Below are 23,784 nucleotides of genomic sequence, written 5' to 3' on the forward strand. Positions count from 1 at the left end.
CTTCACTCTATATAAAGACTGCGAAGCCAATCAAACGGTTTTTTTATTTTTATGCACAAAAAAAGCCCGCCCGGGCAAGGCAGACTTGTATGTCAGTCCCAATTAACTTCGTCTTCTGCGTCCTTTAAAGAAATAATGGTATCCCAGATAACCGATGCCGCATAACAGCAGCATCAGAGCGGAGATCCAGATGACAGGAAGCAGATATGGCGTGTGCTGGCTGGCTACGTATAACAGAACTGCGGAGAAGGCATACATCACCATCAGAAGTACGATGCGTTTGAACATATCCATATCGTCCGCCCCTCATCCTTCATCTAAACAACCTACATTTTTTTCCGTATATCTATCTTTATGGTAACGCAAACCGACGAAAATTGCACTCAAAATTTGGTAAATATATAAAAATTTTAGTGGTTCAAAGGCTCTATTCATGAAAATGTTAAAATCAGGCTTGCTAAAACTAATATCATTAGTTATTATACTAATAACATTAGTTTTAAGCGAAAGGGGTTCGGCTTTATGTTAAAAACGACGATTGAACAGGTGACTCAAATTTCTTTTCTTCCTCGCCTTTTTCCGATCAACGTTTACCTAGTAGAAGAAAGCGATGGGGTTACCCTCATCGATGCGGGGATGTCATTTTCCCAAAAGGGAATCCTGCAGGCTGCGGCCGATATCGGAAAACCCATTAAACGGATCGTGTTGACCCATGCCCACGGCGACCATGTCGGTGCGCTCGACGGATTAAAGAAGGAGCTTCCGAATGCCTCGGTCTGCATCTCGCGGCGCGATGCGCTGCTGCTGAAAGGAAATGCCGAGCTCCAGCCCGGAGAGCCGCAAACGCCGATACGCGGGGATATCCCGAAGAACATGACCACCGTTCCGGACGTTCTTCTGGAGGACGGGGACTCCATTGGTTCCCTCAAGGCCATCTCGACTCCAGGCCACACGCCGGGGCATATGGCGTTTCTCGATGAGCGCAGCGGCATCCTGATCGCCGGCGATGCTTGGCAGACGCGTGGCGGATTGGCCGTATCGGGCGTCATGAAACCATGGTTTCCGTTCCCTGCCATGGCCACCTGGAGCAAGGAGCAGGCCTTGGAAAGCGCCGGAATGCTTACCGCGCTCAAGCCCGCCGTTCTGGCCGTCGGCCATGGACGGATGCTGAGAAATCCGGCGGGTGCCATGCAGCAGGCCGTTGCGGAAGCCGAATCAACGCTCAGGAGGAATGCACGATGAGTCCAAGACCCGGCATCGATCGACTTCAACTGCTTCAAACCGCTGCCGAATTAGCGGATCAGGAGGGACTTCACGCGGTGACCCTGGCTGCGCTTGCAGCCAAGCTGGGGGTTCGCTCCCCTTCCCTGTATAACCACGTAGACGGGCTTTCCGGTCTGCATGCCGCCCTGATGCGGCATGGTCTCCAGACGCTCCATGACGAACTGCTGAAGGCTGTCGCCGGCCGGTCGGGCGAAGATGCCCTGCGCCTTGTATGCCTTACTTATGTCGACTTTGCTCGAACACACCCCGGATTGTACGAAGCCGCCTTGCAGCCGGTCCGTCCCGAAGAGCAGGAGACGCAGCGAGTAGGGAATCAGATTGTCGAGCTGCTTCTTCAAATCCTGGCCCCTTACCAGCTCAGCGAGGCGGAAGCGTTGCATGCCGTACGGACCCTTCGCAGCCTATGCCACGGCTTCTCTTCCCTGGAACGCGCGGGCCAATTCGCCATGGATCTGAGTGTTGACGACAGCCTGGATTTCATGATCCGGAGTTTCGTCACCGGGCTCCATCTTCAAGACGGACGGCGCTAGAAGGGCCGTACCTCCTGCGCCTGCCTGATTTTGCCTGGCATCAGAATGTGCTATAATCATAAGGCAGCACATTGTGATGTCATTTTATTTATGGAAAGAGGTCTGAATTGTGGTTAATTTCGATTCCCCAATTCTTCAGATAGGCTCTACGATCGCGATGCTGGTTATGGCGCTGGCCGTTATTTTCATTCGAATGAAGGCGAGCAACCGTCCCGTAACCGTCAAGAAGATTATCATCCCTCCCGTAGCGATGAGCACCGGATTCCTGATGTTCGTTGAGCCGCAGGTACGCATCCCCTTATGGTGGGCGGGAATCGCCTTTTTGGTAGGCTGGTTCATCTTCTCGTACCCACTGATCCGCAGCACCAAATTCGAGAAGGTCGACGGTCAGATCTTCATGCAGAGATCGAAAAGCTTCGTGTACATTCTGCTTGGCCTGCTGGCCGTCAGGCTCCTGCTCCATGGATATATTGAACAGCATATTTCCATCCCGCAGACCGCGGCGCTGTTCTTCATGCTGGCTTACGGCATGATTGTCCATTGGCGCATTTCGATGTACCGCCAATATCAGCAGTTCATGACGCCGGAGGCGGCGATATAGCGGACATGTTCCAACGTAAACCAGTCATGAAACTTAGTTAAGCGCAAAAAGAAGAGTGCCGAAAATCACGCCATCCGGGAGGCAATTGCCCTTCCGGCCGCAAAGCTCCCTCCGAGGAGACTTGCGAAGTCGTGAAATCGACACTCTTTTATTTTTTGTATGTCAAAGGATCAGCTTTGTTCTTCGCTTACCTTCACCAGCTGTTTCCCGAGATTTTCTCCGGAGAACAGCCCCAGAAACGCCTCAATCGTCTTGTCGAAGCCGTCGACGATATTCTCGGTGTACTGAATCTTGCCATCCCTTAGCCATTCGGCCAGCTCCTGCAGCGCCTCATTGTACCTGCTGGCGTAATCGCCGACCAGAAAGCCCTTCATCAGTGCCGTATTGGTCAGCAGCAGGCTCTGGATTCTTGGGCCCGTATCCGGCTTCTCCAGGTTATAGAGCGCGATTTGGCCGCAAATCGGGATCCGCGCATTTTTGTTGATCAGGCGCAGAACCGCATCCGACACCTCGCCGCCGACATTGTCAAAATAGACGTCAACCCCGCCCGGACAAGCTTCCGCCAAAGCCGAAGCCACATCTTCGGTCCGGTAATTGATCGCAACGTCAAAGCCGAGCTTCCCGGTCAGGTATCCGGTCTTTTCGTCAGAACCGGCAATACCGACCACCCGGGCTCCCTTGATCTTGGCAATCTGCCCGACAATCATGCCAACGGCGCCAGCGGCGCCCGATACAACCACCGTCTCCCCTTCCTTCGGCTGACCGATATCCAGGAGTCCGAAATAAGCCGTCAAACCGGTCATCCCCAACACGCCCAGCGCGGTCGAGACGGGTGCCAGATCCGGGTTGACCTTGCGCAGCGTCCCGGTGCGTACGGCGGCAAAGCGCTGCCAGCCCCAGGTGCCTGCAACAAAATCGCCCTCCCGATAGGTCGGATCCGTCGATTCCATGACCTGCCCTACTGCGCCTCCGGCGATAACCTGCCCTACCTCATATGGCTTGGCATAACTCTTGGCATCGCTCATTCTGCCCCTCATATACGGGTCTACCGATAAATACACGGTCCGTACAAGGACTTCCCCGGCTTGAGGTACGGGCAAAGGCTGCTCCTCAAACGTAAAATCCGACTCCTCCGGCATGCCTTGCGGCCGCTTGGCTAGTAAAATTCGTTCATTCACGGACATCTGAGTACCCTCCTTTTAGTAAAGCCGTCATCTTATCTTTACCCATTTTGTCCGTTTACCAATTTCCTAGCCTTTGCCGCGCCCGTCCTTCATCCCCTACCTGCTCTTTACGAGCAAATTAACGGCATCCTGCACAAGCTTCTCCGTATCCTCGCCGTTCGCTTCGGCCTTGCGCACGCAGTCCACCAGATTGGAGCTTACGACAACGCCAATGGTCCGGTCGATTGCCGTACGCGAAGCGGATAATTGCGTGATGACCTCCCTGCAGTCCTTGTTTTCCTCCATCATCTTCAAAATGCCGCGAAGCTGTCCTTCAATCCGCTTGATCCGGTTTTTCATCTGATCGTCGTATTGCATATATGTTGTCCTCCTCATTGCGTATCTGCTTGTCAGGCTTGTCCTTATCCCTTTATTATACAACAAACGCCGACTCTTTCCTCTTGACTGCCCCTCCCGGCAAGATCTCGCTAAAGAACCTGGTCGTTCCGGCTTCGATGCAGCATGGAGATCTGCCGCTTGTACTTAGGGCTTGAATACGCTCAGAACGCGTGGTATATTTTTAATCAGCTAATGAATTCATAAGCAACCCGATTCAAACCTCATAATCTAAAGGCAATGTTATCTTACAAAGGTACAACCTCGGCTATTCATAGTCCTGGCTGTGCCTTTTTTTAATTTCACTATTTAAGGAGGAATCATCGATGTTTCTGGAAGCCATCTATCACCGCCCGCGCAAAAACTGGTCCTACGCTTATAACGGCACGACCATCCATCTCAGAATCCGCACCAAAAAGGACGACCTTACCGAAGTGTATGCCCTTGCAGGCGACAAGTACCTGTGGGATCAAACGATGGAATACATTCCGATGACCAAGCTGTCCTCGGATGAAATGTTCGACTATTGGGAGTGTGAGGCAACTCCTCCATACCGCCGCTTGAAATACGGCTTCCTGCTGCAGCAGGGCGACGAGAAGCGCTGGATGACCGAATATGATTTCCTGACGGAGCCGCCGGCCAATCCGGACCGCCTGTTCGAATACCCGTTCATCAATCCGGATGACGTTTTTCATCCGCCGGCATGGGTCAAAGACGCGATTTTCTATCAAATCTTCCCGGAACGCTTCGCGAACGGGGACACGAGCAATGACCCGGAAGGCGCCTTGCCTTGGGGCAGTGCCGAACCGACGCCGAAGAACTTCTTCGGCGGTGACCTGCAAGGGGTTATCGACCATCTCGACCATTTAAGCGAGCTCGGCGTCAATGCGATTTATTTCACGCCGCTGTTCACGGCAACGACAAACCATAAATACGATACCGAAGACTATATGGAAATCGATCCGCAGTTCGGCGACAAGGACACGCTGAAGAAACTCGTTGATCTGTGCCACGCGCGCGGAATCCGCGTTCTGCTGGATGCGGTCTTCAATCATTCCGGCAGAACGTTTGCCCCGTTCGTCGACGTGCAGAAGAACGGTTTGAACTCCAAATACAAGGATTGGTTCTACGTCCGCTCCTTGCCGCTGGAAGTGGTGGACGGCATTCCGACTTACGATACGTTTGCGTTCGAGCCGCTGATGCCGAAGCTGAATACGGAGAATCCGGAAGTCCGGGCTTATCTGCTCAAGGCGGCGGAGTACTGGATCAAGGAAACGGGCATCGACGGCTGGCGCCTGGATGTAGCCAACGAGGTCGGACACAGCTTCTGGCGCGAATTCCGCCAAGTCGTAAAAAAAGCCAACCCGGATGCTTACATCCTTGGCGAAGTGTGGCATGAATCCTCCATCTGGCTGGAAGGCGACCAGTTCGACGCCGTCATGAACTACCCGTTCACGAATGCCGTACTGGATTTCTTCATCAACCGTACCGCCGATGCCGAGAAGTTCTCGTTCATGCTCGGCAAGCAGCTTGCCGGCTATCCAAGACAGGCCAGCGAAGTGATGTTCAACCTGCTGGACAGCCATGACACCGCAAGACTGTTAACGCAGGCGAACGGCGACAAACGCCTGATGAAGCTGGCCGCCATGTTCCAGTTCACGTATTTCGGCACGCCTTGCATCTATTACGGCGACGAAATCGGCATGGACGGCGGGCACGATCCGGGCTGCCGCAAATGCATGGAGTGGGACGAGTCGAAACACGACAAAGACCTCTTCCATTTCTACCAAACGCTCATTAAGCTCCGCAAAGAGCATTCCGCTCTCCGCACGGGAACCTTCAAATTTTTGAAGGCCGAGAAGAACGGGGGCAAAATCGCTTACCTGCGCGAGGACGACAATGAAACGATCCTCATTGCCGTCAACAACGACAAGGCGGGCAACACGATGACCCTCCCTGTGCTGGACCGCCAGTGGACGAACCTGTGGAACGGCGAAGGCCTCAGCGCGAAGCAAGGCCAGCTGACCGTGAAGCTGCCTGCTTACGGCTTTGCGATCTTGAAAGCCGGGCAATAAACACGAAACTCCCTTTGAATGCCATCGAGCCCGAGTATGCGGGCCGGCAGTCGAAGGGAGTCTTTTTTATCCGAGCAAAAACTGATCCGCCAAAGTAAACAGCAGAATCGTCAGACTAATCACCTGATTCAGATTGTAGGAGGCAAGCTGCATCCGCCTGCGGCTGGAAGGCCTGATCATGCGATGCTCCACGGCCAGCAGCAGCACCGAGATGGCAATTCCCGTCAAGTAGAGCCAGCCCAAACCTTGGATAAAGTAAAGGGAAAGCAGCAGCATGACCATAATCCCGTGCAGCATTCTGGAAATGAGCAGTCCGCCTTCGAATCCAAACGCGCGGGGAATGCTCCATAAGCCGGTGCTGCGATCGAATTCGATATCCTGCGTGGCGTAGATGATATCAAATCCCGCAATCCACAGCATCACGACCGTGCCGATGATAAACGGAATGAAGGCCAACTCCCCCGTTACGGCAAACCATGCCCCGATCGGAGCCGAAGCGATCGTAAAGCCCAGGTACAGATGGCACAGCCAGGTGAAGCGCTTGGTGTACGAGTACGTGCAGATCAGCACAATCGCTGCCGGTGATAGCACCAAGCAGAGCGGATTCAGCATGCCGGCCGCGAGAATAAAGACGGCAAAGTTAACGACCACAAATACGTACACCTCGCGAGGCAGCAGAAGCTTTCTTGGCATATGGCGGTCCGCCGTTCTCGGGTTGGCCGCGTCGAACTTCAAATCGACGACGCGATTGAAGGCATTGGCCCCGTTGCGGGCGGCCACCAGCGCAATCAACGACCACAGCACGACATGCCATGACGGCACGCCGCCGGCGGCCCAGACCATGGATATGATCGCAAAGGGCAGCGAGAACAGCGTGTGGGAGAACATCACCAGTTCTCCGAACATTTTGGTCTTATGAACGACTTTATACATCATCTGCATCCGGATCAACCTCATTCGTTTATGTTTGGGATAACCCTGCCAGCACCTTATCCAAGGCACGGAGCATCGCTTCGATCTCTTCCTCCGGGATGATCATGGCGGGCTGAAAGGCCAGCACGTTTCGGCCCACCCCGTTTTTACCGATAATAAAGCCTTCATCCTTCATGCGCTCCAGAATAATATCAGTCCATGCTGCGCTCTCCTCGTTGGTCGCACCCCGGATTTCGGCTCCGGCCATAAACCCTTTGCCTCGGACATCGGCGATAAGCCCGTATCGGCCCTGCAGCTCCCTCAAGCCTTCGATCAGCCGTCCGCCAACGCGCCGGGAACGATCAACCAGGCCCTGCTGCTCGATGTAATCCAATACGGCAAGCGCCGTGGCCGATGATACCGGATTGCCGCCAAAGGTCGAGGCGGAGGGCCGATTCAGACTGGCGGCGATCTCATCCGTCGTGCAGAACGCGCCGATCGGCACGCCATTGCCCAAGGCCTTCGCCATGGTGAGAATATCGGGCACGATGCCGTAATGCTCGATCGCGAACATGCGTCCGGTGCGGCCGCAGCCTGTCTGGATTTCGTCGGCAATCAGGAGTATGCCGTGCTCTTCCAGCATCGCCTTCAGCTCGCGGAAATACCAATCCGGCGGCGCGATCATTCCCCCGTTGCCTTGGATCGGCTCTACGATCATGGCAGCAAAGCTGTCTCCCTTTGCAGCGAGCACGCTCGCCAAGGCATCCAGGGAGCGGCGGGCAGCGGCATCCTGATCCATGCCAGGATCATATGGTCGTGGAATAAACTCAGCCACGTCTTCATCCAAGAAATCGTCGGCACGCCACATCGGAATGCCGGTCACGTTCATGGTCAGGAAGGTGCGGCCATGAAGGCCGTATTCCAACGCCAGGAAGCTGCGGCGTTTCGTATGCAGACGCGCGGCGAGCAGCGCGCCTTCATTCGCCTCGGACCCGCTGTTCACAAAGAACGTTCGCTTTAAGTTGCCGGGCAGAACGCCGTTCGCCAACCGCTCCGCCAGGTCCACCATCGGCTGGGTAAGGTAAATGGTTGACGTATGCTGCAGCGTCTGCAGCTGTTCGATCGTTCTAGCCGTAATGGCTTCATTGCAATGGCCGCAGGCAACGACCGACACGCCCGTGAAGAAGTCGACATAAGCTTTGCCGTCATGGCCGTAAAGCGTATGCATCTTGCCGCCGACGATCTGGGGCGGTTCGCTGTAGAAATGCGCCGTGCAAGGATAGCCGTACCGCCGGCGCTTGGCAGCGACGGCTTCCGGACCGATATGCGTATGGCCTTCATGTTTCATGGAGGCTCCCCCTCTTTCGATTATTTCCGTTTTTCCATGTTCCGTGATAGAGACTGAGGAAAACGGTGCCTCGCATCGGATCATCTTCCTGCCCCGTCTCTAAGGGATCTCATGCCTCCGTCAGCTCAAGTTCCAGGGAATGGCCGAATTGGAGCGAACCGAGCGTGAACCCGGCGTATACCGGTGCCATGCTTTGATACAGCCTGCCGCACGCATCCAGGTTCGACGCAGCTTGACGATATAACCGCACCAGGCTGCGAAGCCGCTCGGTCGTATACGTTTTTCCTTCGATGCGGAAATGATCGACGCCGGCTTCATACAGCTCCTTCAGGATCGGCATGTAGCACAGCTCCTTCGCCAGCGCCAAGTGGTTGCGCCCTGCGGCGTCCCGGTAAACGGGGTTCTCCCCTTTATCCGTAAGCAGCACGAGATGGCGGTTATCCACGAAACGGTTGTCCTCTTCCGCTATGGGCTCGAACTCTGCGGCATTGGCGTATAAATCATGCTCCAGATACATGACGATTGGCGAGCCGTGAACGATGATCTCAAGGGAAATCTCCGGATGGCGCAGCAATTTCGTCAAATCATGGAGCTGAAGCTCAAGGGACGGATTGATTCGGGATATGCCAAAATGGTCCTGATAAAACGAAGCCGCCATATGGTTGTAAATGTTCAGGCTGAAATCGGCGATCAGCGGCAGCCCGATGGTTTGAAACCTGTGCATGGCACCGATGTTGGTCGCAAGCAGGCCGTCCAGACCGTAATGGTTAAACTCCTTGCCTGCGCTGAGAAACTGATGGTACTGCTCCATCTGAAGCTCATTCATCATGCGGGGCATGCCAAGGACAATCTCCGCGTCCCCTTTATCCGCCGTCAAGGCTTCGATGTCTTTGCGGCCAAACGGGCGATCCGGCTGGAATACGTCCCCCGTCAGGTAAATGACGCCTGCTCCTTCTTCTAATGCCGCACGGGCCTGCTCTACCGTGTTGACATGCACCGTAATTTGCGGAATCGAAGTGCCCGGCCGTTCCCGCTTCGCATGGCGAAGCGATTCCTTCACCTGAAGCACCCGTTCCTCCTTCGTCTCGCGTTCGGCGGTAGGCGTACTGAACACCTTCCCCGTACTGTAAAACTTGCCTGTTCCCTCATAGCGGCGATTAATGAAGCCCAGTCCCGGCTTGCCGAAGGCATAAGCCGTCGTGAAATCGCGCTTGCGATGTTTATGCAGCGTGTCCGCCCCCGCCTCGCGATTGTAGCCCAGCGGATCCGCAATATAACGATCGATGGCGTCTCCGTACGAATTCACGAGCATCAGCAAAAACTCGGTGTCTCTCATGCGTCCTTCAATTTTGAAGCTGGTGATGCCGGACTTGATCAGCTCAGGAATGCTCTCGTACATGTACATATCTTTCGCCGCGAGCGGATACTCGGTCGGATAGAGATAGCCGTCCTTCTTCACCCGGTAATCCCAGCGGCAAGGCTTCATGCAGCGCCCGCGGTTGGAGCTGTTGCCGAACAGCATCGAGCTGTACAGGCAGTTGGCCCCGTGAACCGTGCACATGTCGCCGTGCACAAAATACTCGAACTCCATCCCGCTCCTGGCCTGCAGCACCTCTGCCGTTTTCAGGTCCATTTCGCGGGAAGCCACGATGCGGGAAACGCCCAATGCTTTGAGCGCTTCGATCATTTCCAGGTTGTGCACGTTCATCATGACCGAGGAGTGAACCGGAATATTCGTGTAATTCATCTCTTGGATCAGGGGAAACACGGCCAGGTCCTGCGCGATAATGGCATCCGGGCCGATCTCGTTCAGAAAGGCGAAGTAGCGCTTCGCTTCCTCCAAGTCCTCTTCATTCATCAGGTTGTTCACTGTAATGTAGGCACGTTTCCCGCGGTCATGCGCCAATTGGACGGCCTCGCCGACCTCCTCATAACTTAAGTTGTATCCCTTGCGCATCATACGCATGTTCAGCGATGGCCCCCCGAAATATACGGCATCGCAGTTTGCGTCAATGACGGTCTTGAATATCTCGAATGTTCCGGCTGGAGCCAATAGTTCCACTTCTTTACCGTTAAAATAACGAGCCACAGTCCGTTCCCCCTACTCCCAAAAATATATTTTTTTCGATTGTAACATAATTCACAAATAAGATTAGTGAATTATTTCACATCGATATTTACAATAGGATCCCAGCTTTGAAAGGCAAATCAAGATACGAGTCGATTTTCTATTGACCAAACGTTCATTCAATAATAAAATAATGTTCATCAAGCGCTTCACATCATTGAAAATCGAATGGAGGTATTCTATTGGATCTGCACTATGAAGTTCATGGAAACGGTAAGCCGATCGTCCTTGTTCACAGCGGTGGAGCCGATCTGCGGGACTGGAGTTATCTTGTCCCTCTTTTAGCGGAGCATTTTTGCGTCATTGCCTTTGACGGTCGCGGTGCCGGACGCTCTCCCTCTCCCGCTCAGCCGCCGAATTATGTTGAAGATTTGTTATCTCTTCTTGATCATCTGGATATTCCGCAAGCTGCGATTGTCGGTCATTCTATGGGCGGCCGGATTGCCACGGAGTTCGCGATCCATTATCCTGAAAGGGTATCGGAACTGATTGTCATAGCGCCCGCCCTGTCCGGTTTTCCTTATTCTGAGGAAATGCAAACCTACATGCTCGGGGTAAGCGCCGCTGCCCCTGATATCGAGAAAATGATCGAGCTGTGCATTGAGCCGCCTTCTTATGAAATTACAAGGAACCGCGCCGAGCGGGAGCTGATGGTCCAAATGCTTCGCCACCATTTCGAGCGGACGTTTACCTGGTCCACCTTTGACTCGGTTTGGCCGGAGCCGCCGGCGATGGATCGATTACAGGATATCTCGGCCAGAACGCTGTTCATCATAGGAGATCATGAACTGACCGATAACCAGCAGGTAGGAGAACAATTTCGAAGGGTTCCAGGCATTCGATTTGCCACCATCGCGGGAGCGGATCACATGGTCACGCTAACGCATCCGGAGGAGTTATCCCTTCATATCACCCCATTCGTAAAGGAATGAAGATTTATGCCACGCTCACCCATCGAGAACGAACGCATACGCCAGATGGCAAAAGAGAAGATTTTGGAAACTGCCATGGATTTGTTTATCCATCAGGGGTACCATGCCACTTCCATTAGCGATGTAGCCAAGAAAGCCGGCACATCCAAAGGGCTGCTCTATAATTATTTTTCAGGCAAGGAAGGACTTCTTGCCGCTATGGTCGAGGAGCGAATCGCAAGCGTTGCCGAAGTTATGGAGAATTCCGCTTCACTCCAAGCACCAGCGGATCAGCTGAAATATATTTTGGAGCAAGCCATCGACAACGTCTATCAGCAGCCGGAGGTATTCCGTTTTTACTTGCATCTTCAAACACAGCCCGAAGCGGATCAAGAGCTGTTTCCCTACAGCAAGCGTCTTGTGGAAGAGGCTGCACGGCAATTTGAGATTCAATGCCGCATATTCGAAAGTCTCGGAGTACCCGAGCCGCGCAAGCGCTCCTTGTACTTTTCTTCTACCCTTCAGGGCATCATGCTGATGATATCCACCTATCCCCTGCACTTCCCCATTGAAGAAGTGAAGGAGCAGATGCTGAAGGAGTTTTGCCCGTAACGCCAAAAGAGCCGAGGTTTCCTGTATCTTTAGGATACCTCGGCTCTTTGCTGCACGAAACGATTATTATGGCACACGAAAGGGATGCTGATCTTTATCTATTATGAATTGCCTCTTCTACAGGAAACAGCATGTGGAAAGTATCGCTCTCTTGGTCACGCCCCTCACCGCACCCGTTCAGTCGGTATTCGATTCCCTGTTCCGTCTGCTCCGCTACCAGCTCCTTGCAGAATTCGACGGATTTTACCGGCTTCCCCAGCGGGTCATGCGTAGTATCGAGCCGATGCCGGATGAACTCGCCTTGGTAACCATGCTCCAAATCATGAAAAATGGGGCTGCCCTCTATTGTATACAGCGTCAGCTGTACAGAAGCTGGGTGCTTCTCCTCCACTTGCTTCACGAATTGATCCCATGCCTCCCGGTTGGCAATCAACCCATCTAAACTAAATACAACATCCCCATTCTTCTTGGCCTGCTCAGGCGTATATCGCAATTGATCGATCAATTCCGTGAGCTGGGCTGTCAACTGCTCGGTCAACGTATATCCTGTGCCGGTATCCGTTATATAGGTAAACATTCCACGTTTACTGTCGGGTTCTAGCCATAGATGAATGGATGTGCTCTCCCCGTCAAGGTGAATCACCGCATCATAATCCGGTTCTCTTACATCCATGATTCCCTGCATCCTCACCGCTGTCCGGATGGCTTCATCGAACACCTCAACGTCCTTCACGCTATCCAGCGTTCCGAAAATACCCGAACTGACTTTACCGAACCCCTGACCGCGGTGGATCGTTACATAATCTTGGAGTTGGCTATCCTCCTCCATTCCTGAAGTTATGGCTCGTTCCCCTGTTTCGGAAGACCTCTTCACATCCCCATCCTTACCGAGACCGCAGTCTGTCAGCAGCATCGTCAAAACCATCACCCATAGCAAGACCGTTCCCCTATTCGCCAGCTTATATTCCCTCATGATCCCCATCGCAACATCACCTCTACCATTCAGACGTATGACAATGCCCATTTGTTACCAGAAGATGGTCACCTTTTCTTCATCTTGTATCTCATGGCATTAAACGCGGCTGCTTGATCATCGGTAAATCATGCGGAGCGAATCCTGCGGACCCTGATCATGATTGGACTTCCTCATGACATCGATCACGTCCCCGCCCCCATGAATTACAGTAACTTTTTCGATTTTCCTCTTCCTTCATGTCCTTAATCAGTTATGCTATGAATAACAGGATCGAAACGTACGAGGAGGAAAGAAACGATGGCTATTCACTGGCTGGAACCGGATATCGCCGAATGCACCCGAAGAGGAATCGCCTACTTTACGTCGGAGCTGGAGATGGCGAATGGCCTGCCCTGCAAAATGTACCGCATTACCGAGAAGTTCGGGAGTTTATCCGATCATATGCATGACTATCTTCAAATCTGGTATGTCAGCAAAGGCGAATTCATCCATACGCTCTATGGCCAAAAATACCGGATGGTCCAGGGCAATATATTCGTGCTCCCTCCTTACAGCGTCCATCGCGTGGAGATGGTCCCCGGGAAAGAACTGGAGGTGCTCGGGTGCGAATTCATGCCGGCCTTCATTAACGAACGATTGGAGGGGATGCCGGACGAGCCGCAGCTGTTCGACATTTCCTTCATCAAGCCTTTTGTCACGACCGAAGACCGCGTCCCGCTCAAAATCACCTTGACCGGCGGCAGTGACCTAGTCGTTAAGGAACTCCTGACCGAAATGCTGAACGAGTTCGGAGGCCGGGGCCCCTTCTTTGATATTCTGCTGAAGGCCAATCTGCTGAAGCTGCTGGCGATCGTGAACCGCGAGCATGCCGAGCAAAGCAAGCATATATCCGTAACCGCGGGCAGCGCCCCGTATCGGGAGCCCATATTGGAATCCGTTCAATATATCCACGACCACTTCGATCAGCCCCTGTGGCTGGAGGATCTCTGCGCGCGGACGATGATGTCCCGGACGAGCTTTTGCCGACGTTTCAAGGAAGTGACAGGCTGGACCTTCAGCCAGTACTTGGCCAACTATCGGATACGAATGGCAATGCGGCTGCTGACGGAGCCCGAGCTGACGGTAACCGACGTGTGCTTCAAGGTCGGGTTTAACGAGCTTCCCTACTTCTGCCGCATTTTCAAAAAATACACGGGAACGACCCCCGCTTATTATAAAAAGAACGCTTTTAAAACCGTGGACTAGCGCCTCGGTACGATAATCCAATAAATAAACACGATAGTGAAATCGAAGCGATCGCGCACATGCTATACTCGGGGCAAGCAATAACGAAGAATCAAGCGACAGGCTCATGTCATCACTGCATCATCAATCCACGATTTTGGAGGAGAACCGATGAACAAAATTACAATTGCCGTGATTGGCTGCGGCACGATTGCGAACAGTGCCCATATCCCCGCCTACATGGCCAACGAAGATGCCGAGATCAAATATTTCTGCGATATCTTGAAGGACCGGGCCGATGCCGCCGTCGCCAAATACGAATGCGGCCAAGCCATCGAAGATTACAACCAGATCCTGAACGACCCTGAGGTCGACGCGGTATCGATCTGTACGCCGAATGACGTTCATGCTTCCATCGCCATCGATTGCTTGCGGGCAGGAAAGCATGTATTATGCGAAAAACCGGCAGCCCGCACCTACGCGGAAGCGCTGGAGATGCAGAAGGTTCAGCACGAAACGGGCAAAACGCTCAATATCGGGGTGGTCAACCGTTACAATGAAAGCGTAAACAGAATCAGAAAAATGATCCAAAACGGCGATCTTGGCGAGCTGTATCACGTTTATGCCAGCTTCCGTTCCCATCGCTCGATCCCGGGTCTCGGCGGCGCCTTCACGACCAAAGCCATTGCCGGCGGCGGCGCGCTGATCGATTGGGGCGTTCACTTCCTCGATGTCGTGATGTACTGTACGGGCGATCCGAAGCCGAAGACCGTCTCCGGTCAGGCTTATTGCAAGCTGGGCAAAGACATGGAGAATTACACCTTCCTCAAAATGTGGGCAGGTCCGCCGAAATATGACGGCACGTATGACGTCGACGATTTTGTCACGGCCCTCGTCCGCACGGAAGGCCCGACCATTTCCCTGAACGGCGCATGGGCGCAAAATATCGGCGCCGAAGAAATGTTCATCGACTTCCTCGGCGACAAAGGCGGCATCCGGCTGAAATACGGCGCGGACTTCACCTTCTACACCACGGAGGACGGCGCATTGATCGAAACCACGCCGAAATTCAATCTCGGCAGCATGTTCCAGAATGAGATCGACGGATTCATCCGCTGCATTCAAACCGGGGAGAAACAGCCTTCGCATATCGATACGGTCATCCTCTCCTCCCAGATCATCCAGGCGATTTACGACTCTTCCGACCAAGGCGCGGAGGTTTCGCTTCAGCCCGTTGCCCAGAACAGCCTATAACCTATAGTTCGAACGCCAGGGAGGCCCTTTTATCATGAAAAAAATCGGATTCATCGACCTGCATTTGGACCAGTTCCACGCGAACAAATATCCCGCGTGGATTGAGCAGGCATCGGAACATGCCATGAAGGTCATGTACGCCTACGGCAAGAGAGACAAAGAGAACGGGCTCACGAACGCCGCCTGGAGCAAGGAGTTTGGAATTGAGCTGCTGCCCACGATCGAAGAGGTGGTGGAGCGCAGCGATTACCTGATCGTGCTGTCCCCGGACAATCCGGAATTCCATGAGGAGCTGTCCCAGCTGCCGCTGCAATCCGGCAAGCCAACCTATATCGATAAAACGTTCGCGCCTGACCGCGAAACGGCCATCCGCCTGTTCGACCTGGCAACAAAGCACGGAACGCCGATGTATTCGACGTCCGCCCTCCGTTTTGCCAGCGAATACCGTGAGCTGGACCGAAGCGATATTCAAACGATCAGCAGCTGGGGACCGGGCGCCTTCGCCAATTATTCGATTCATCAAATCGAGCCGATCGTCAGCCTGATGGGGACCAGCCCGAAGCGGGTGATGTACATCGGAACGCCTGACTCCCCTGCCCTGCTGATCGATTTCGGGAACGGACAGCAAGCCACCGTGAATCATCTCGGGGATAATTGTCCGTTTACCTTGGGGATAAAAAATGGCGACGGGGGCTTCAAGCAGGTCACCGCGAATTCGAATTTCTTCGCCTTGTTCATCGAGAATCTGGTGAATTTCTTCGAAACGGGCGAGCCTGCCGTCAACCCGGCAGAAACGGTCGCCGTCATCACGATTATCGAGTACGGATTGAAGGCGGCTGACACCCCTTATGTGTGGGTGGATTTGCCTCAATAGCTAAACCAAGGGTTCGTTACACATAGAAATATATAAAAAGAGCTGCTCCAACAGGCCGTAAGGGCCTGAGGGCAGCTCTTTTTCATAAAACCAAGCCAGCTTTGAAATCCAGTTCTGAAGAGTTACACTTCTTTCCGCTGAAAATAGACGAAGCCCGCGAGAAAGAACAGTAGAAACCCTCCCACCACGACGGTCATGAGGCTTTCGAACGGCAGGTTGAATGCACCGAAATCGGCTTGACCCGCGGGCATCATCGCCAGAAACGGCTGCGTCCACGGATAGTAAGGGGCATACGTCTGCGAGTTGGCTACCAGCATGTTGGGTATGGTGAAAACGACGTTCAATGCCAGCGGAGCGGCAAAGCTGCTCCAGGCCGTTGAGACTCCAAGCTGCAGCGCGGCAAGCGGCAAGCAGGCGACCCAACCGCCAAGCAGGCAGCGCAGCAGCATTTCCCACGGAATCGGAGCATCCACCTTGTGGATCAAACCGGCTCCCAGCACGGCGCCCATGAACAGTAACTGGACGACGGCCAGCAGCATGGCTACCACCGAGAATTTCGCAAAATAGACGGCGCCGCGTGAAACCGGCAGGACGAGCAGCTGCTTCCATCCCCCGCCCGAATGCTCATACCGGCATACCATGGCACTGAATATCCCCGTCAGAATCGGGAGCAGCAGCATGGCATGCAGAACGATCATAATGCTGATCAGATATTCCCATGGCGCCAGCTCCTCAGGCTTTCCGTTTAATATGCCGAGCAGCATGACCAGGACCCCGCACAGGAAGATTTGCGGCCATAGCTTCGATTTCGACAGCTTAAGCCACTCTGCGGATACCGCTCTTAGATAGGATGCCATCTTAGTCCACATCCTTTCGGTTAAAATGAATCAGGCCAGCGCATGCGATCACCGCGCCCAGCAGCAAACCCGCTCCGATGACGCGGGCTTCTCCCGGCCCCATGTAAGCCAGCAGCGGCCATTTTAGCGGCATCCAATCAGGAAACTGCAGGGCGAACATCGACACGACCGAGGCGGTAATGCCGATTCCGACCGCGATCCCCTGGTTCTTAAGCGTCAAAGACATCCACAGCTGAAAGGCCAGCATGGGAAGCGCCGCGAATAACTGCACAAAGCCAATGCGCAGCAGATCGACATACGGCATTTGATCTGCCCCCATCCCCAGTATGATGCCGAGGACGGCGGTGCTGAGCGACAGAAGGAAACAGGATACGCAGAGAATCAGGAAGGCCTGCACGAACTTGGCACTGAATACCGCCGTTCTGGATATAGGCAGTGCCAGCAGCTGCTTCCACGAGCTCAGCTGATGCTCCACGTTGGCCATCAGCGAGCAGACCAGCGTGATCCCGAGGAACAGGGCAATCGGCACAAAGAAGAGCACGTTCTCCAGCAGCCCGCCCCAAGGATCCGCCGCGTAGGATTTCATCAGGTAATCGTATCGAAGTCCGAAGTTCAGCCCTTGCATCGCTGCCAGCCCGACGGGACCGAGCGCAGCGAGAAACCAGATGCCCTTGCCCCGGATCTTCAGCCAATCGGCGGAAAGCGCACGGAACATCATACCCGGCTTCCCTCCCCTACGATCTGCATGAAGATATCCTCCAGCGACCTCCGCTGCTCTTCCACCCGGTATACCGCATGCTGGTTCTCCACCAGGCGCTTCACGAGCAGCGCGATTTTGGCATCCTGCATGCTCTCCAGCTCCAGCATCTGGTTCCGCAGGACGCCTTCGCAGCCTAAGTCTAGGGCTAGTCCAAGCGCTGCCTCTGGCTCGGATACCGATAAGCGGAAACCGCTGGACGCCGTGGATACCAGATTGTCGATCGTATCCTGGAACACCATCCTTCCTTCGCGGATAATGCCGACTTTGTCCGCCATCAGCTCGACCTCGCCCAGCAGGTGACTGGATACCAGCACGGTAATGCCGTATTGGCGCGGCATATTCTTGATCAGCTCCCGGATTTCATGGATGCCGGACGGATCCAGGCCGTTGGTCGGCTCATCCAGAATGAGCAGCTCCGGATTGTTCAGCAGGGCGGCCGCGATGCCAAGACGCTGCTTCATCCCAAGCGAGTATCCCTTAACCGGGCGCTTGGCCTCCTTCGTCAAGGAGACGATCTCCAGCACTTCCGCGATGCGGGATTTCGGGCCGCCGGTAATCCGGCGGATCGCTTCCAGATTCTCTACGGCCGTCAAGTGGCCGTAATACGATGGGTACTCCACGAGCGATCCGGTCCGGCGCAAAATGTCCATTTTTTCGCTCTTTAAATCCTTGCCGAACAAATGAATCGCGCCACGCGTCGGTTGAATGAGTCCGAGCAGCATGCGAATGGTCGTCGTTTTCCCGGCACCGTTCGGGCCGAGGAAGCCGTAAATATCGCCGCGGGCGATCTCCAGGTTCAAATCCACGACCGCTGCGCGCTTTTTGTATATTTTATATAAGCCTTTTGTTTGAATGACGAGTTCCGTCACGTTCATCACCTCAGGTATACATCCTACATGTCCAAGGTTAAATGCCGGTCGGCCCCAAGTTTAAATTTTCTTTAAAAAAGCTGGCAGTCTATCCAACGTTTTAACAAGTGTCCGTATATGATATAATTAATTTGCCGAAACGCTTATGGCGTCCGTACAGGGGGGCTACCTGACGCTGATGATGGCATGCCGATCACTTTTCTCTCTTATCGATCGATTCACCGTTACGATTGGAGCGTGGTTAACCATGAATATGCATGTTTTCGTTCGCCTTGATTTCAGAATGGATCTCTCTTTGAGTCTAGCAGCTGTAGCCTGCCTTGCTTATGAACCCAGTTCACTGACGAGCTCGTGAAACTCGAGCGAAAAGCAATGGTACGAAGACGCCTTATAGGGCGTCTTTTTCTGTCATTGGCAGCAAAAAAAGAGGAACCGATAATCGTGCCGGCTCCTCTTTTTATCTATTCAACCCAGGCCTCAGCACCCCTGATGGAATGCTTGATAGCCCAGCGCTTGATTGCTCAACGCTTCCAGATGCGGATCCTCGTTCCCTCCTCCGAGCTTTCCACATGGCTTTCCAGCCCCATCTCCCTGGTCAGGTGGTCCACGATGGCCAGGCCGATGCCCGTGCCTTTGTTGCCGGAATCGCTTTCGATCCCCGGTCCATGGTCCGAAATGACGAGGACGCCCTCAAATCCTTCCCTCTCCTCGGTATGAATGCCGATGTACTGCCCGGATCGGGCGTGGCGAGCGACATTTTGGAACAGATTATCGAGGAGCCTCCGGAACCACAGCACGTCTACGTTCCAGTGGAGCGGCTCGTCTCGCACCTGGATGTCAGGCTCGATTCCCGCCTTCTCCCATACCGGATACCAGGCTGCGGCGCTTTCCTTGACGATTCGCAGCACGTCTGCAGATTCCATGTTCAGCTGCACTCTGCCGCTGGTCAGCAAGTTGTAGGACAGCAGATTGTCGATCAGGCCGCCCAAATCGGCGATTTTCGATTCAATGAGTGACAGCGATTCTTTCCCCTTCGGGCTCAGCGGCTCCCTTTCCATGGAGAAAATATGGCTTCGAATCACCGTCAGCGGGGTTCTGAGATCATGGGACAGATTGGCGATCAGGGATTTGCGCAGCTCTTCTTCCTCGCGCTGGCGGCGCTGCCCCTCTTCCAACTGGATGACCATATCGTTATAGCCCTCTTCCAGCTGTCCAATCTCGTCATACTTGGTTAACGTAACCGGCTGCGGTATGCCCGTCGTCGCATGGGACGACGTCATGGCCGAACGAAGCCGCAGCAGCCGCTTGCGTATACGCACGAAGAACAGCCAGGAGACCAGAATGAACAGGCCGGACATCGACGCCGTGAACAGCCCGTACAGCGCCGTCTCACTCGCAATGGGCTGCTGGACATTAAGGTATTTTCTCGGCAGCTGCATGACCATGAAGCCTTCTCCCGATCCCTCTCCCCCGATAAAAGCCACGGAGGTGAACGGTTCGCTATCCAGGGAGTTTTTCATAAATTGCACGGTATAGGGCGCGCTCCATACCTCGGGCAGGTTAGGCTGCACCGGCAGCTGCAGCCTGGTCTTATTGCCGCCATCCACCCAGAACATGGAGATCTCCGGATACTCCTGCCATATCGAATTCAGCTTCTGCTCAATGGCCTCCGGCGAAGCTCCGCTTAATCCGGCTGCTTCCTCGTGCCACATTCTCTCTAACGCGGCACCGCTGGTATATTTCCCGGCTGGGGCCGGCGGCCGATCCGAGAAGGTATCGTTCACGAACCAGTAAAAAATCGACGCTAACGGAAACATGATCGGCATGAAAATCATGGCCATCAAAATCAGCAGCAAATACCGGTTGGTCAGCGAATTGCGGAACCTTCCCTTCTTCCTTTTCCATCTCATGCTCTCACCCGGTAGCCAAGCCCGCGAACGGTCTCAATAATCTCCGGGTTGGCGGGGTCCCGCTCGAGCTTCTCCCGGAGATACCGGATGTGGACCATCAGCGTCTTATCCCCTTCGATATATGATTCTCCCCAGACCGACTCGTATATTTGCTCCTTGGTCATGACACGCCCCTGGTGCTGGAGCAGATACATAAAGATTTGATGCTGTTTGCCGGTCAGCAGCGTCTCCTCGCCGGTATCCTCGTTCACGATCCGATTCTCGTCTTCATATACCGATAAGTGCTTCACTCGGATGGGCTCCGCGGATTTCACGACAGACCGTCGCAGAAGCACCTCGAGACGGGCAGCCAGCTCGTCCGGGTGAAAAGGCTTTGTCAGGTAATCGTCGGCGAACTCAAGCCCCTGCAGCTTATCGTCAATGGAGGTTCGCGCCGACAGCATCAGGATGGGCAGTCCGGGATAGGCCTTTTTGAGACGCTGCCCGACCGTAAAGCCGTCCAGCCCCGGAAGCATGACGTCCAGAACAACGACCGCGCACGGAGCCGCTTCCTGTACGGCCTGTTCTCCGCTCAGCAGCCACCGCACCTCGTATCCCTTGTCTCTGAGAAATTCGCTGACCCATCCGCCGATCTCCCGGTCATCCTCAATATATAGAATGCATGCGCTCATGGTAAATCTTCCTTTCCGTACGAACATTCGTATCTCCCCATGAGGGGTTATTCTATAGCCTTTAAGTCAAAAAAAGGCCCTTGCAAGCTTTTTTTATGTATGCCGTAAATTCATCTTTTGTCATTGTAACATGGGATCCCCGATGTTCATGCATCCGATTTGCTAACCTGGCCGTACTCCCTCGGGAATATCCTGTTCTCCGGCAAACCGGCGGAGCTTCTGGAGAGCCCGCATTCCGTGACGGCCAATTATTTGCGGCAGTTTCGGGCTTAGTCCTCTGAGTAGCCTATGGGCTTGAATGTCAAACAAGACCCCGAGCACGCCTCCTTCCAGGGGCTCGGGGTCTTGTTGTGTTTTGCTGGATAAGGCAGGATCGCAGCCTATTCCAAAATAACGGTCGTATAAGGCGGCAGTGTTAAACTGCTGCCATCCCATGCCGCGCTGTCGTCGGTGGTTCTCGCCAATGACCGGAAATCCGCAGATCCGTTCTTTGATGCCAGGTCCACGGTCTGCTCCGCGCCTGACAGGTTATGAACCACTAAGGCCCCGCTCTCGTTTGTCCGGCGGATATAGGCCATCACTTGCTGGTTCCCTGACGCATAAGATTCAATCGTGCCGCTGTTCAGGGCAGGCAGCTCATTCCGCCACCGGATCAGCGTGCGATAGCGGAACAGCAGGGAATCCTCGTCTCCGGTCTGCTGCTCTACGCCTTGGACCTGATCGCCGCGGTTATGCGTAAGCGGCTCCCAGTTCGTCTGTCTCTTATCGCTGCCCGTATTGGACCAGATCATCGGCTCCCGGATTTGCTCGTCCGGCTTCGCTCCCTTCATCCCGATCTCTTCGCCGTAATAGATAAACGGATGGCCCGGCATCGTCAGCAGGATGCCGGCAGCCATCTTGGCGTGGTTCACGTCATCCTTCAGCTGGGACATGACACGGTTCATGTCATGATTCGTCAGGAAGGCAGCATCCGTAAACTTGCCGTCCGATACCTGGCTGAACAAGCCATATGTCCGCTCCAGGGTGAAGGCCAGGTTGTTATCCTTCTCGTTCATGGCGGCACCGACGATGCTCTCGCCCAAGCCGAAGTTGAATCCGGAATCGAATGCATTCTCCAAATACGGCGCGATGACCGCAGCGGAATTATCCCAAATCTCCCCGACGATATAAGCCTCCGGGTTCACTTCATTCATGCTGGCTCGGAATTCCTGCCACCAAGCCGTATTCTTGGCCGTGGTCGCCTCGCCTTTATCGGACATCAGATCCTCGTAAATATGCTTGGCTGCATCGATCCGGAAGCCGTCGACGCCCAGCTCCAGCCAGAACTTCCCGATATCCTTCATCTCCTCGCGGACCTTCGGATTATCGAAGTTCAGATCCGGCATTCCGCCCCAGAACGTGCCCATGTAATGCGCCCCGTTCATCTCATGCCAAGGGGAGCCGCTTCCCGCCGCGCTGGATCCGGAAGGCGTTTTCCCTTGATCCTCGGCCCAGATGTACCAATCGCGGGTGCCCGAGGCCTTGTCTTTCGCAGCCTGCTGAAACCAAGCATGCTCCGTGCTCGTGTGGTTGACCACCAGATCCATAATGATCTTGATCCCGCGCTTATCCGCTTCGGCAAGCAGCGCCTTAAAGTCATCCAGCGTCCCGTAATCCGGGTGAATGGAACGGTAGTCGGTCACATCATAGCCGTGATAGCTCGGCGAAGGATGGATCGGCATCAGCCAAATCCCCGTCACGCCAAGATCCTCCGAGGTTTCCGGATTTCCGTCATTCAAATAATCCAGCTTCTCAGTGATCCCTTGCAAGTCACCGATCCCATCCCCATCGGAATCATAGAATGAACGCACGAAAATTTCGTAATAGACGTCGGAAGGCAGCTCATCCACCTCCGTTTTCCCTTCTGGCGCAGGCGCTTTCGTATTCGGTTGTTTCGATTCCGAAGCCGCCGGCGGCTTCGCTTCCTCTTGCGGCGCAACCGCGGTGCCGCTGCAGCCTGCAAGCAGGCTTCCCGTAAGCGCAAAGGCCGTAAGCCATATCGGCAGAGCCCTGCGTCTTCCCCATGTATTTCGTATCACGCTGTTTCCCCCTGTTCGCTCACGGAGCTGATATTCATCGAGTCATTCCGCTTATGTAATCTAAAGTATTTTCATGTATAATCAGAAAGCGCAAACGTTTGAATTAAAAAGCACTAGATATTTCCAATAAAACGGTTACATAATAAGGTCTGGTATTAATTCCATCTTCAGCGGTTGATAACGGCCTGTTTTTGATCCCACTCTATCATAACCCACACTTTCGTTTTGTTAAATCGTTTGCACAATGCCATTTTAAGTTGTTTTCCGGTTTTTTCTGGCCATAATACCGGCCTTCCTTCCGTTTTCTAATCCTTGCTTCTTTTTTGATGCATTTGTGAAATAATTGCGTTG

Annotated in this window: 22 protein-coding genes; 9 read left to right on the forward strand and 13 right to left on the reverse strand. The window is 54.0% G+C overall.

Annotation, left to right across the window (positions count from 1 at the left end):
• Window positions 1-102 precede the first annotated feature (102 nt).
• The gene (locus RB298_RS16960; protein WP_009595964.1) at window positions 103-294 is read right to left on the reverse strand and encodes a hypothetical protein; all 192 of its coding nucleotides are present in this window, start codon (window positions 292-294) and stop codon (window positions 103-105) included.
• Between the two features lie 228 nt (window positions 295-522).
• On the opposite strand from RB298_RS16960, the gene RB298_RS16965 reads away from it, so the two are divergent.
• The 3 genes from RB298_RS16965 to RB298_RS16975 all read left to right on the forward strand — a co-directional run bounded on the left by RB298_RS16965 (window position 523) and on the right by RB298_RS16975 (window position 2,415).
• The gene (locus RB298_RS16965) at window positions 523-1,242 is read left to right on the forward strand and encodes an MBL fold metallo-hydrolase (protein WP_375121164.1); all 720 of its coding nucleotides are present in this window, start codon (window positions 523-525) and stop codon (window positions 1,240-1,242) included.
• A complete protein-coding gene (locus tag RB298_RS16970) occupies window positions 1,239-1,814 on the forward strand; it encodes a TetR/AcrR family transcriptional regulator (protein ID WP_096774646.1) in 576 nt (191 codons plus the stop codon). Before RB298_RS16965 ends, RB298_RS16970 begins: the two co-directional genes overlap by 4 nt.
• A 109-nt stretch (window positions 1,815-1,923) precedes the next feature.
• Window positions 1,924-2,415 (forward strand): cytochrome c biogenesis protein CcdC, encoded by a 492-nt coding sequence (locus RB298_RS16975; protein WP_009595968.1) that lies wholly within the window; start codon window positions 1,924-1,926, stop codon window positions 2,413-2,415.
• 170 nt (window positions 2,416-2,585) lie between these two features.
• On the opposite strand, the gene RB298_RS16980 is transcribed toward RB298_RS16975, so the two are convergent.
• Complete coding sequence (locus tag RB298_RS16980) at window positions 2,586-3,599, reverse strand: NADP-dependent oxidoreductase (RefSeq protein WP_096774647.1); 1,014 nt, start codon at window positions 3,597-3,599, stop codon at window positions 2,586-2,588.
• A 96-nt stretch (window positions 3,600-3,695) separates the two neighbouring features.
• Window positions 3,696-3,956, reverse strand: coding sequence for a metal-sensitive transcriptional regulator (locus RB298_RS16985; RefSeq protein ID WP_012818820.1), 261 nt, complete (start codon window positions 3,954-3,956; stop codon window positions 3,696-3,698).
• A gap of 344 nt (window positions 3,957-4,300) precedes the next feature.
• Between RB298_RS16985 and RB298_RS16990 the strand changes: the two genes are divergently transcribed.
• On the forward strand, window positions 4,301-6,049 hold the full coding sequence (locus RB298_RS16990; RefSeq protein WP_012818819.1) for an alpha-glycosidase: 1,749 nt from the start codon (window positions 4,301-4,303) through the stop codon (window positions 6,047-6,049).
• A gap of 66 nt (window positions 6,050-6,115) precedes the next feature.
• Here the strand turns inward: RB298_RS16990 and RB298_RS16995 are convergent, their stop codons facing one another.
• The 3 genes from RB298_RS16995 to RB298_RS17005 form a co-directional block, all read right to left on the reverse strand.
• A complete protein-coding gene (locus RB298_RS16995) occupies window positions 6,116-6,991 on the reverse strand; it encodes a UbiA-like polyprenyltransferase (protein ID WP_096774649.1) in 876 nt (291 codons plus the stop codon).
• A 19-nt stretch (window positions 6,992-7,010) separates the two neighbouring features.
• Entirely contained in the window at window positions 7,011-8,309 is a 1,299-nt protein-coding gene (locus RB298_RS17000; protein WP_486047639.1) for an aspartate aminotransferase family protein, read from the reverse strand.
• Window positions 8,310-8,418: 109 nt separating this feature from the next.
• The gene (locus tag RB298_RS17005) at window positions 8,419-10,398 is read right to left on the reverse strand and encodes a peptidase U32 family protein (RefSeq protein ID WP_486047640.1); all 1,980 of its coding nucleotides are present in this window, start codon (window positions 10,396-10,398) and stop codon (window positions 8,419-8,421) included.
• Between the two features lie 221 nt (window positions 10,399-10,619).
• Between RB298_RS17005 and RB298_RS17010 the strand changes: the two genes are divergently transcribed.
• Together RB298_RS17010 and RB298_RS17015 are read left to right on the forward strand one after the other, a co-directional pair.
• Window positions 10,620-11,369 (forward strand): alpha/beta fold hydrolase, encoded by a 750-nt coding sequence (locus RB298_RS17010; RefSeq protein ID WP_213580118.1) that lies wholly within the window; start codon window positions 10,620-10,622, stop codon window positions 11,367-11,369.
• Between the two features lie 6 nt (window positions 11,370-11,375).
• Window positions 11,376-11,960: a TetR/AcrR family transcriptional regulator gene (locus RB298_RS17015; protein ID WP_192569851.1), complete on the forward strand. Its 585-nt coding sequence runs from the start codon at window positions 11,376-11,378 to the stop codon at window positions 11,958-11,960.
• Between the two features lie 94 nt (window positions 11,961-12,054).
• Here the strand turns inward: RB298_RS17015 and RB298_RS17020 are convergent, their stop codons facing one another.
• Window positions 12,055-12,942 carry a YhfM domain-containing protein gene (locus tag RB298_RS17020; RefSeq protein WP_486047641.1) on the reverse strand — a complete coding sequence of 296 codons (888 nt, stop codon included), beginning with the start codon at window positions 12,940-12,942 and terminating at the stop codon, window positions 12,055-12,057.
• A gap of 291 nt (window positions 12,943-13,233) precedes the next feature.
• On the opposite strand from RB298_RS17020, the gene RB298_RS17025 reads away from it, so the two are divergent.
• The 3 genes from RB298_RS17025 to RB298_RS17035 all read left to right on the forward strand — a co-directional run bounded on the left by RB298_RS17025 (window position 13,234) and on the right by RB298_RS17035 (window position 16,288).
• A complete protein-coding gene (locus tag RB298_RS17025) occupies window positions 13,234-14,181 on the forward strand; it encodes an AraC family transcriptional regulator (protein WP_036664640.1) in 948 nt (315 codons plus the stop codon).
• A 150-nt stretch (window positions 14,182-14,331) separates the two neighbouring features.
• Entirely contained in the window at window positions 14,332-15,414 is a 1,083-nt protein-coding gene (locus RB298_RS17030; RefSeq protein ID WP_009591335.1) for a Gfo/Idh/MocA family protein, read from the forward strand.
• Between the two features lie 34 nt (window positions 15,415-15,448).
• Window positions 15,449-16,288, forward strand: coding sequence for a Gfo/Idh/MocA family protein (locus RB298_RS17035; protein ID WP_486047642.1), 840 nt, complete (start codon window positions 15,449-15,451; stop codon window positions 16,286-16,288).
• 122 nt (window positions 16,289-16,410) lie between these two features.
• On the opposite strand, the gene RB298_RS17040 is transcribed toward RB298_RS17035, so the two are convergent.
• The 6 genes from RB298_RS17040 to RB298_RS17065 form a co-directional block, all read right to left on the reverse strand.
• Window positions 16,411-17,145 carry an ABC transporter permease gene (locus tag RB298_RS17040; RefSeq protein WP_486047643.1) on the reverse strand — a complete coding sequence of 245 codons (735 nt, stop codon included), beginning with the start codon at window positions 17,143-17,145 and terminating at the stop codon, window positions 16,411-16,413.
• A gap of 1 nt (window position 17,146) precedes the next feature.
• Window positions 17,147-17,863, reverse strand: coding sequence for an ABC transporter permease (locus tag RB298_RS17045; protein WP_096774658.1), 717 nt, complete (start codon window positions 17,861-17,863; stop codon window positions 17,147-17,149).
• Entirely contained in the window at window positions 17,860-18,780 is a 921-nt protein-coding gene (locus tag RB298_RS17050; protein ID WP_375121402.1) for an ABC transporter ATP-binding protein, read from the reverse strand. Before RB298_RS17050 ends, RB298_RS17045 begins: the two co-directional genes overlap by 4 nt.
• A gap of 515 nt (window positions 18,781-19,295) precedes the next feature.
• Window positions 19,296-20,684 (reverse strand): sensor histidine kinase, encoded by a 1,389-nt coding sequence (locus tag RB298_RS17055; protein WP_486047644.1) that lies wholly within the window; start codon window positions 20,682-20,684, stop codon window positions 19,296-19,298.
• The gene (locus RB298_RS17060) at window positions 20,681-21,355 is read right to left on the reverse strand and encodes a response regulator transcription factor (protein WP_012818807.1); all 675 of its coding nucleotides are present in this window, start codon (window positions 21,353-21,355) and stop codon (window positions 20,681-20,683) included. Before RB298_RS17060 ends, RB298_RS17055 begins: the two co-directional genes overlap by 4 nt.
• 380 nt (window positions 21,356-21,735) lie before the next feature.
• Window positions 21,736-23,433, reverse strand: coding sequence for an alpha-amylase family glycosyl hydrolase (locus RB298_RS17065; protein WP_486047645.1), 1,698 nt, complete (start codon window positions 23,431-23,433; stop codon window positions 21,736-21,738).
• Between the last annotated feature and the right edge of the window lie 351 nt (window positions 23,434-23,784).

This window comes from Priestia sp. BR_2, from assembly GCF_041954005.1.
GTDB classification, from domain to species: Bacteria; Bacillota; Bacilli; order Paenibacillales; family Paenibacillaceae; genus Paenibacillus_AQ; species Paenibacillus_AQ lautus_A.

Excerpts from the sequence above, each read along its gene's own strand:
- RB298_RS16960 (WP_009595964.1), bottom strand. The coding sequence starts at position 294 with ATGGATATGTTCAAACGCATCGTACTTCTGATGGTGATGTATGCCTTC.
- RB298_RS16965 (WP_375121164.1), top strand. The coding sequence starts at position 523 with ATGTTAAAAACGACGATTGAACAGGTGACTCAAATTTCTTTTCTTCCT.
- RB298_RS16970 (WP_096774646.1), top strand. The coding sequence starts at position 1,239 with ATGAGTCCAAGACCCGGCATCGATCGACTTCAACTGCTTCAAACCGCT.
- RB298_RS16980 (WP_096774647.1), bottom strand. The coding sequence starts at position 3,599 with ATGTCCGTGAATGAACGAATTTTACTAGCCAAGCGGCCGCAAGGCATG.
- RB298_RS16985 (WP_012818820.1), bottom strand. The coding sequence starts at position 3,956 with ATGCAATACGACGATCAGATGAAAAACCGGATCAAGCGGATTGAAGGA.
- RB298_RS16990 (WP_012818819.1), top strand. The coding sequence starts at position 4,301 with ATGTTTCTGGAAGCCATCTATCACCGCCCGCGCAAAAACTGGTCCTAC.
- RB298_RS16995 (WP_096774649.1), bottom strand. The coding sequence starts at position 6,991 with ATGCAGATGATGTATAAAGTCGTTCATAAGACCAAAATGTTCGGAGAA.
- RB298_RS17000 (WP_486047639.1), bottom strand. The coding sequence starts at position 8,309 with ATGAAACATGAAGGCCATACGCATATCGGTCCGGAAGCCGTCGCTGCC.
- RB298_RS17015 (WP_192569851.1), top strand. The coding sequence starts at position 11,376 with ATGCCACGCTCACCCATCGAGAACGAACGCATACGCCAGATGGCAAAA.
- RB298_RS17020 (WP_486047641.1), bottom strand. The coding sequence starts at position 12,942 with ATGGGGATCATGAGGGAATATAAGCTGGCGAATAGGGGAACGGTCTTG.
- RB298_RS17025 (WP_036664640.1), top strand. The coding sequence starts at position 13,234 with ATGGCTATTCACTGGCTGGAACCGGATATCGCCGAATGCACCCGAAGA.
- RB298_RS17030 (WP_009591335.1), top strand. The coding sequence starts at position 14,332 with ATGAACAAAATTACAATTGCCGTGATTGGCTGCGGCACGATTGCGAAC.
- RB298_RS17035 (WP_486047642.1), top strand. The coding sequence starts at position 15,449 with ATGAAAAAAATCGGATTCATCGACCTGCATTTGGACCAGTTCCACGCG.
- RB298_RS17040 (WP_486047643.1), bottom strand. The coding sequence starts at position 17,145 with ATGGCATCCTATCTAAGAGCGGTATCCGCAGAGTGGCTTAAGCTGTCG.
- RB298_RS17045 (WP_096774658.1), bottom strand. The coding sequence starts at position 17,863 with ATGATGTTCCGTGCGCTTTCCGCCGATTGGCTGAAGATCCGGGGCAAG.
- RB298_RS17050 (WP_375121402.1), bottom strand. The coding sequence starts at position 18,780 with ATGAACGTGACGGAACTCGTCATTCAAACAAAAGGCTTATATAAAATA.
- RB298_RS17055 (WP_486047644.1), bottom strand. The coding sequence starts at position 20,684 with ATGAGATGGAAAAGGAAGAAGGGAAGGTTCCGCAATTCGCTGACCAAC.
- RB298_RS17060 (WP_012818807.1), bottom strand. The coding sequence starts at position 21,355 with ATGAGCGCATGCATTCTATATATTGAGGATGACCGGGAGATCGGCGGA.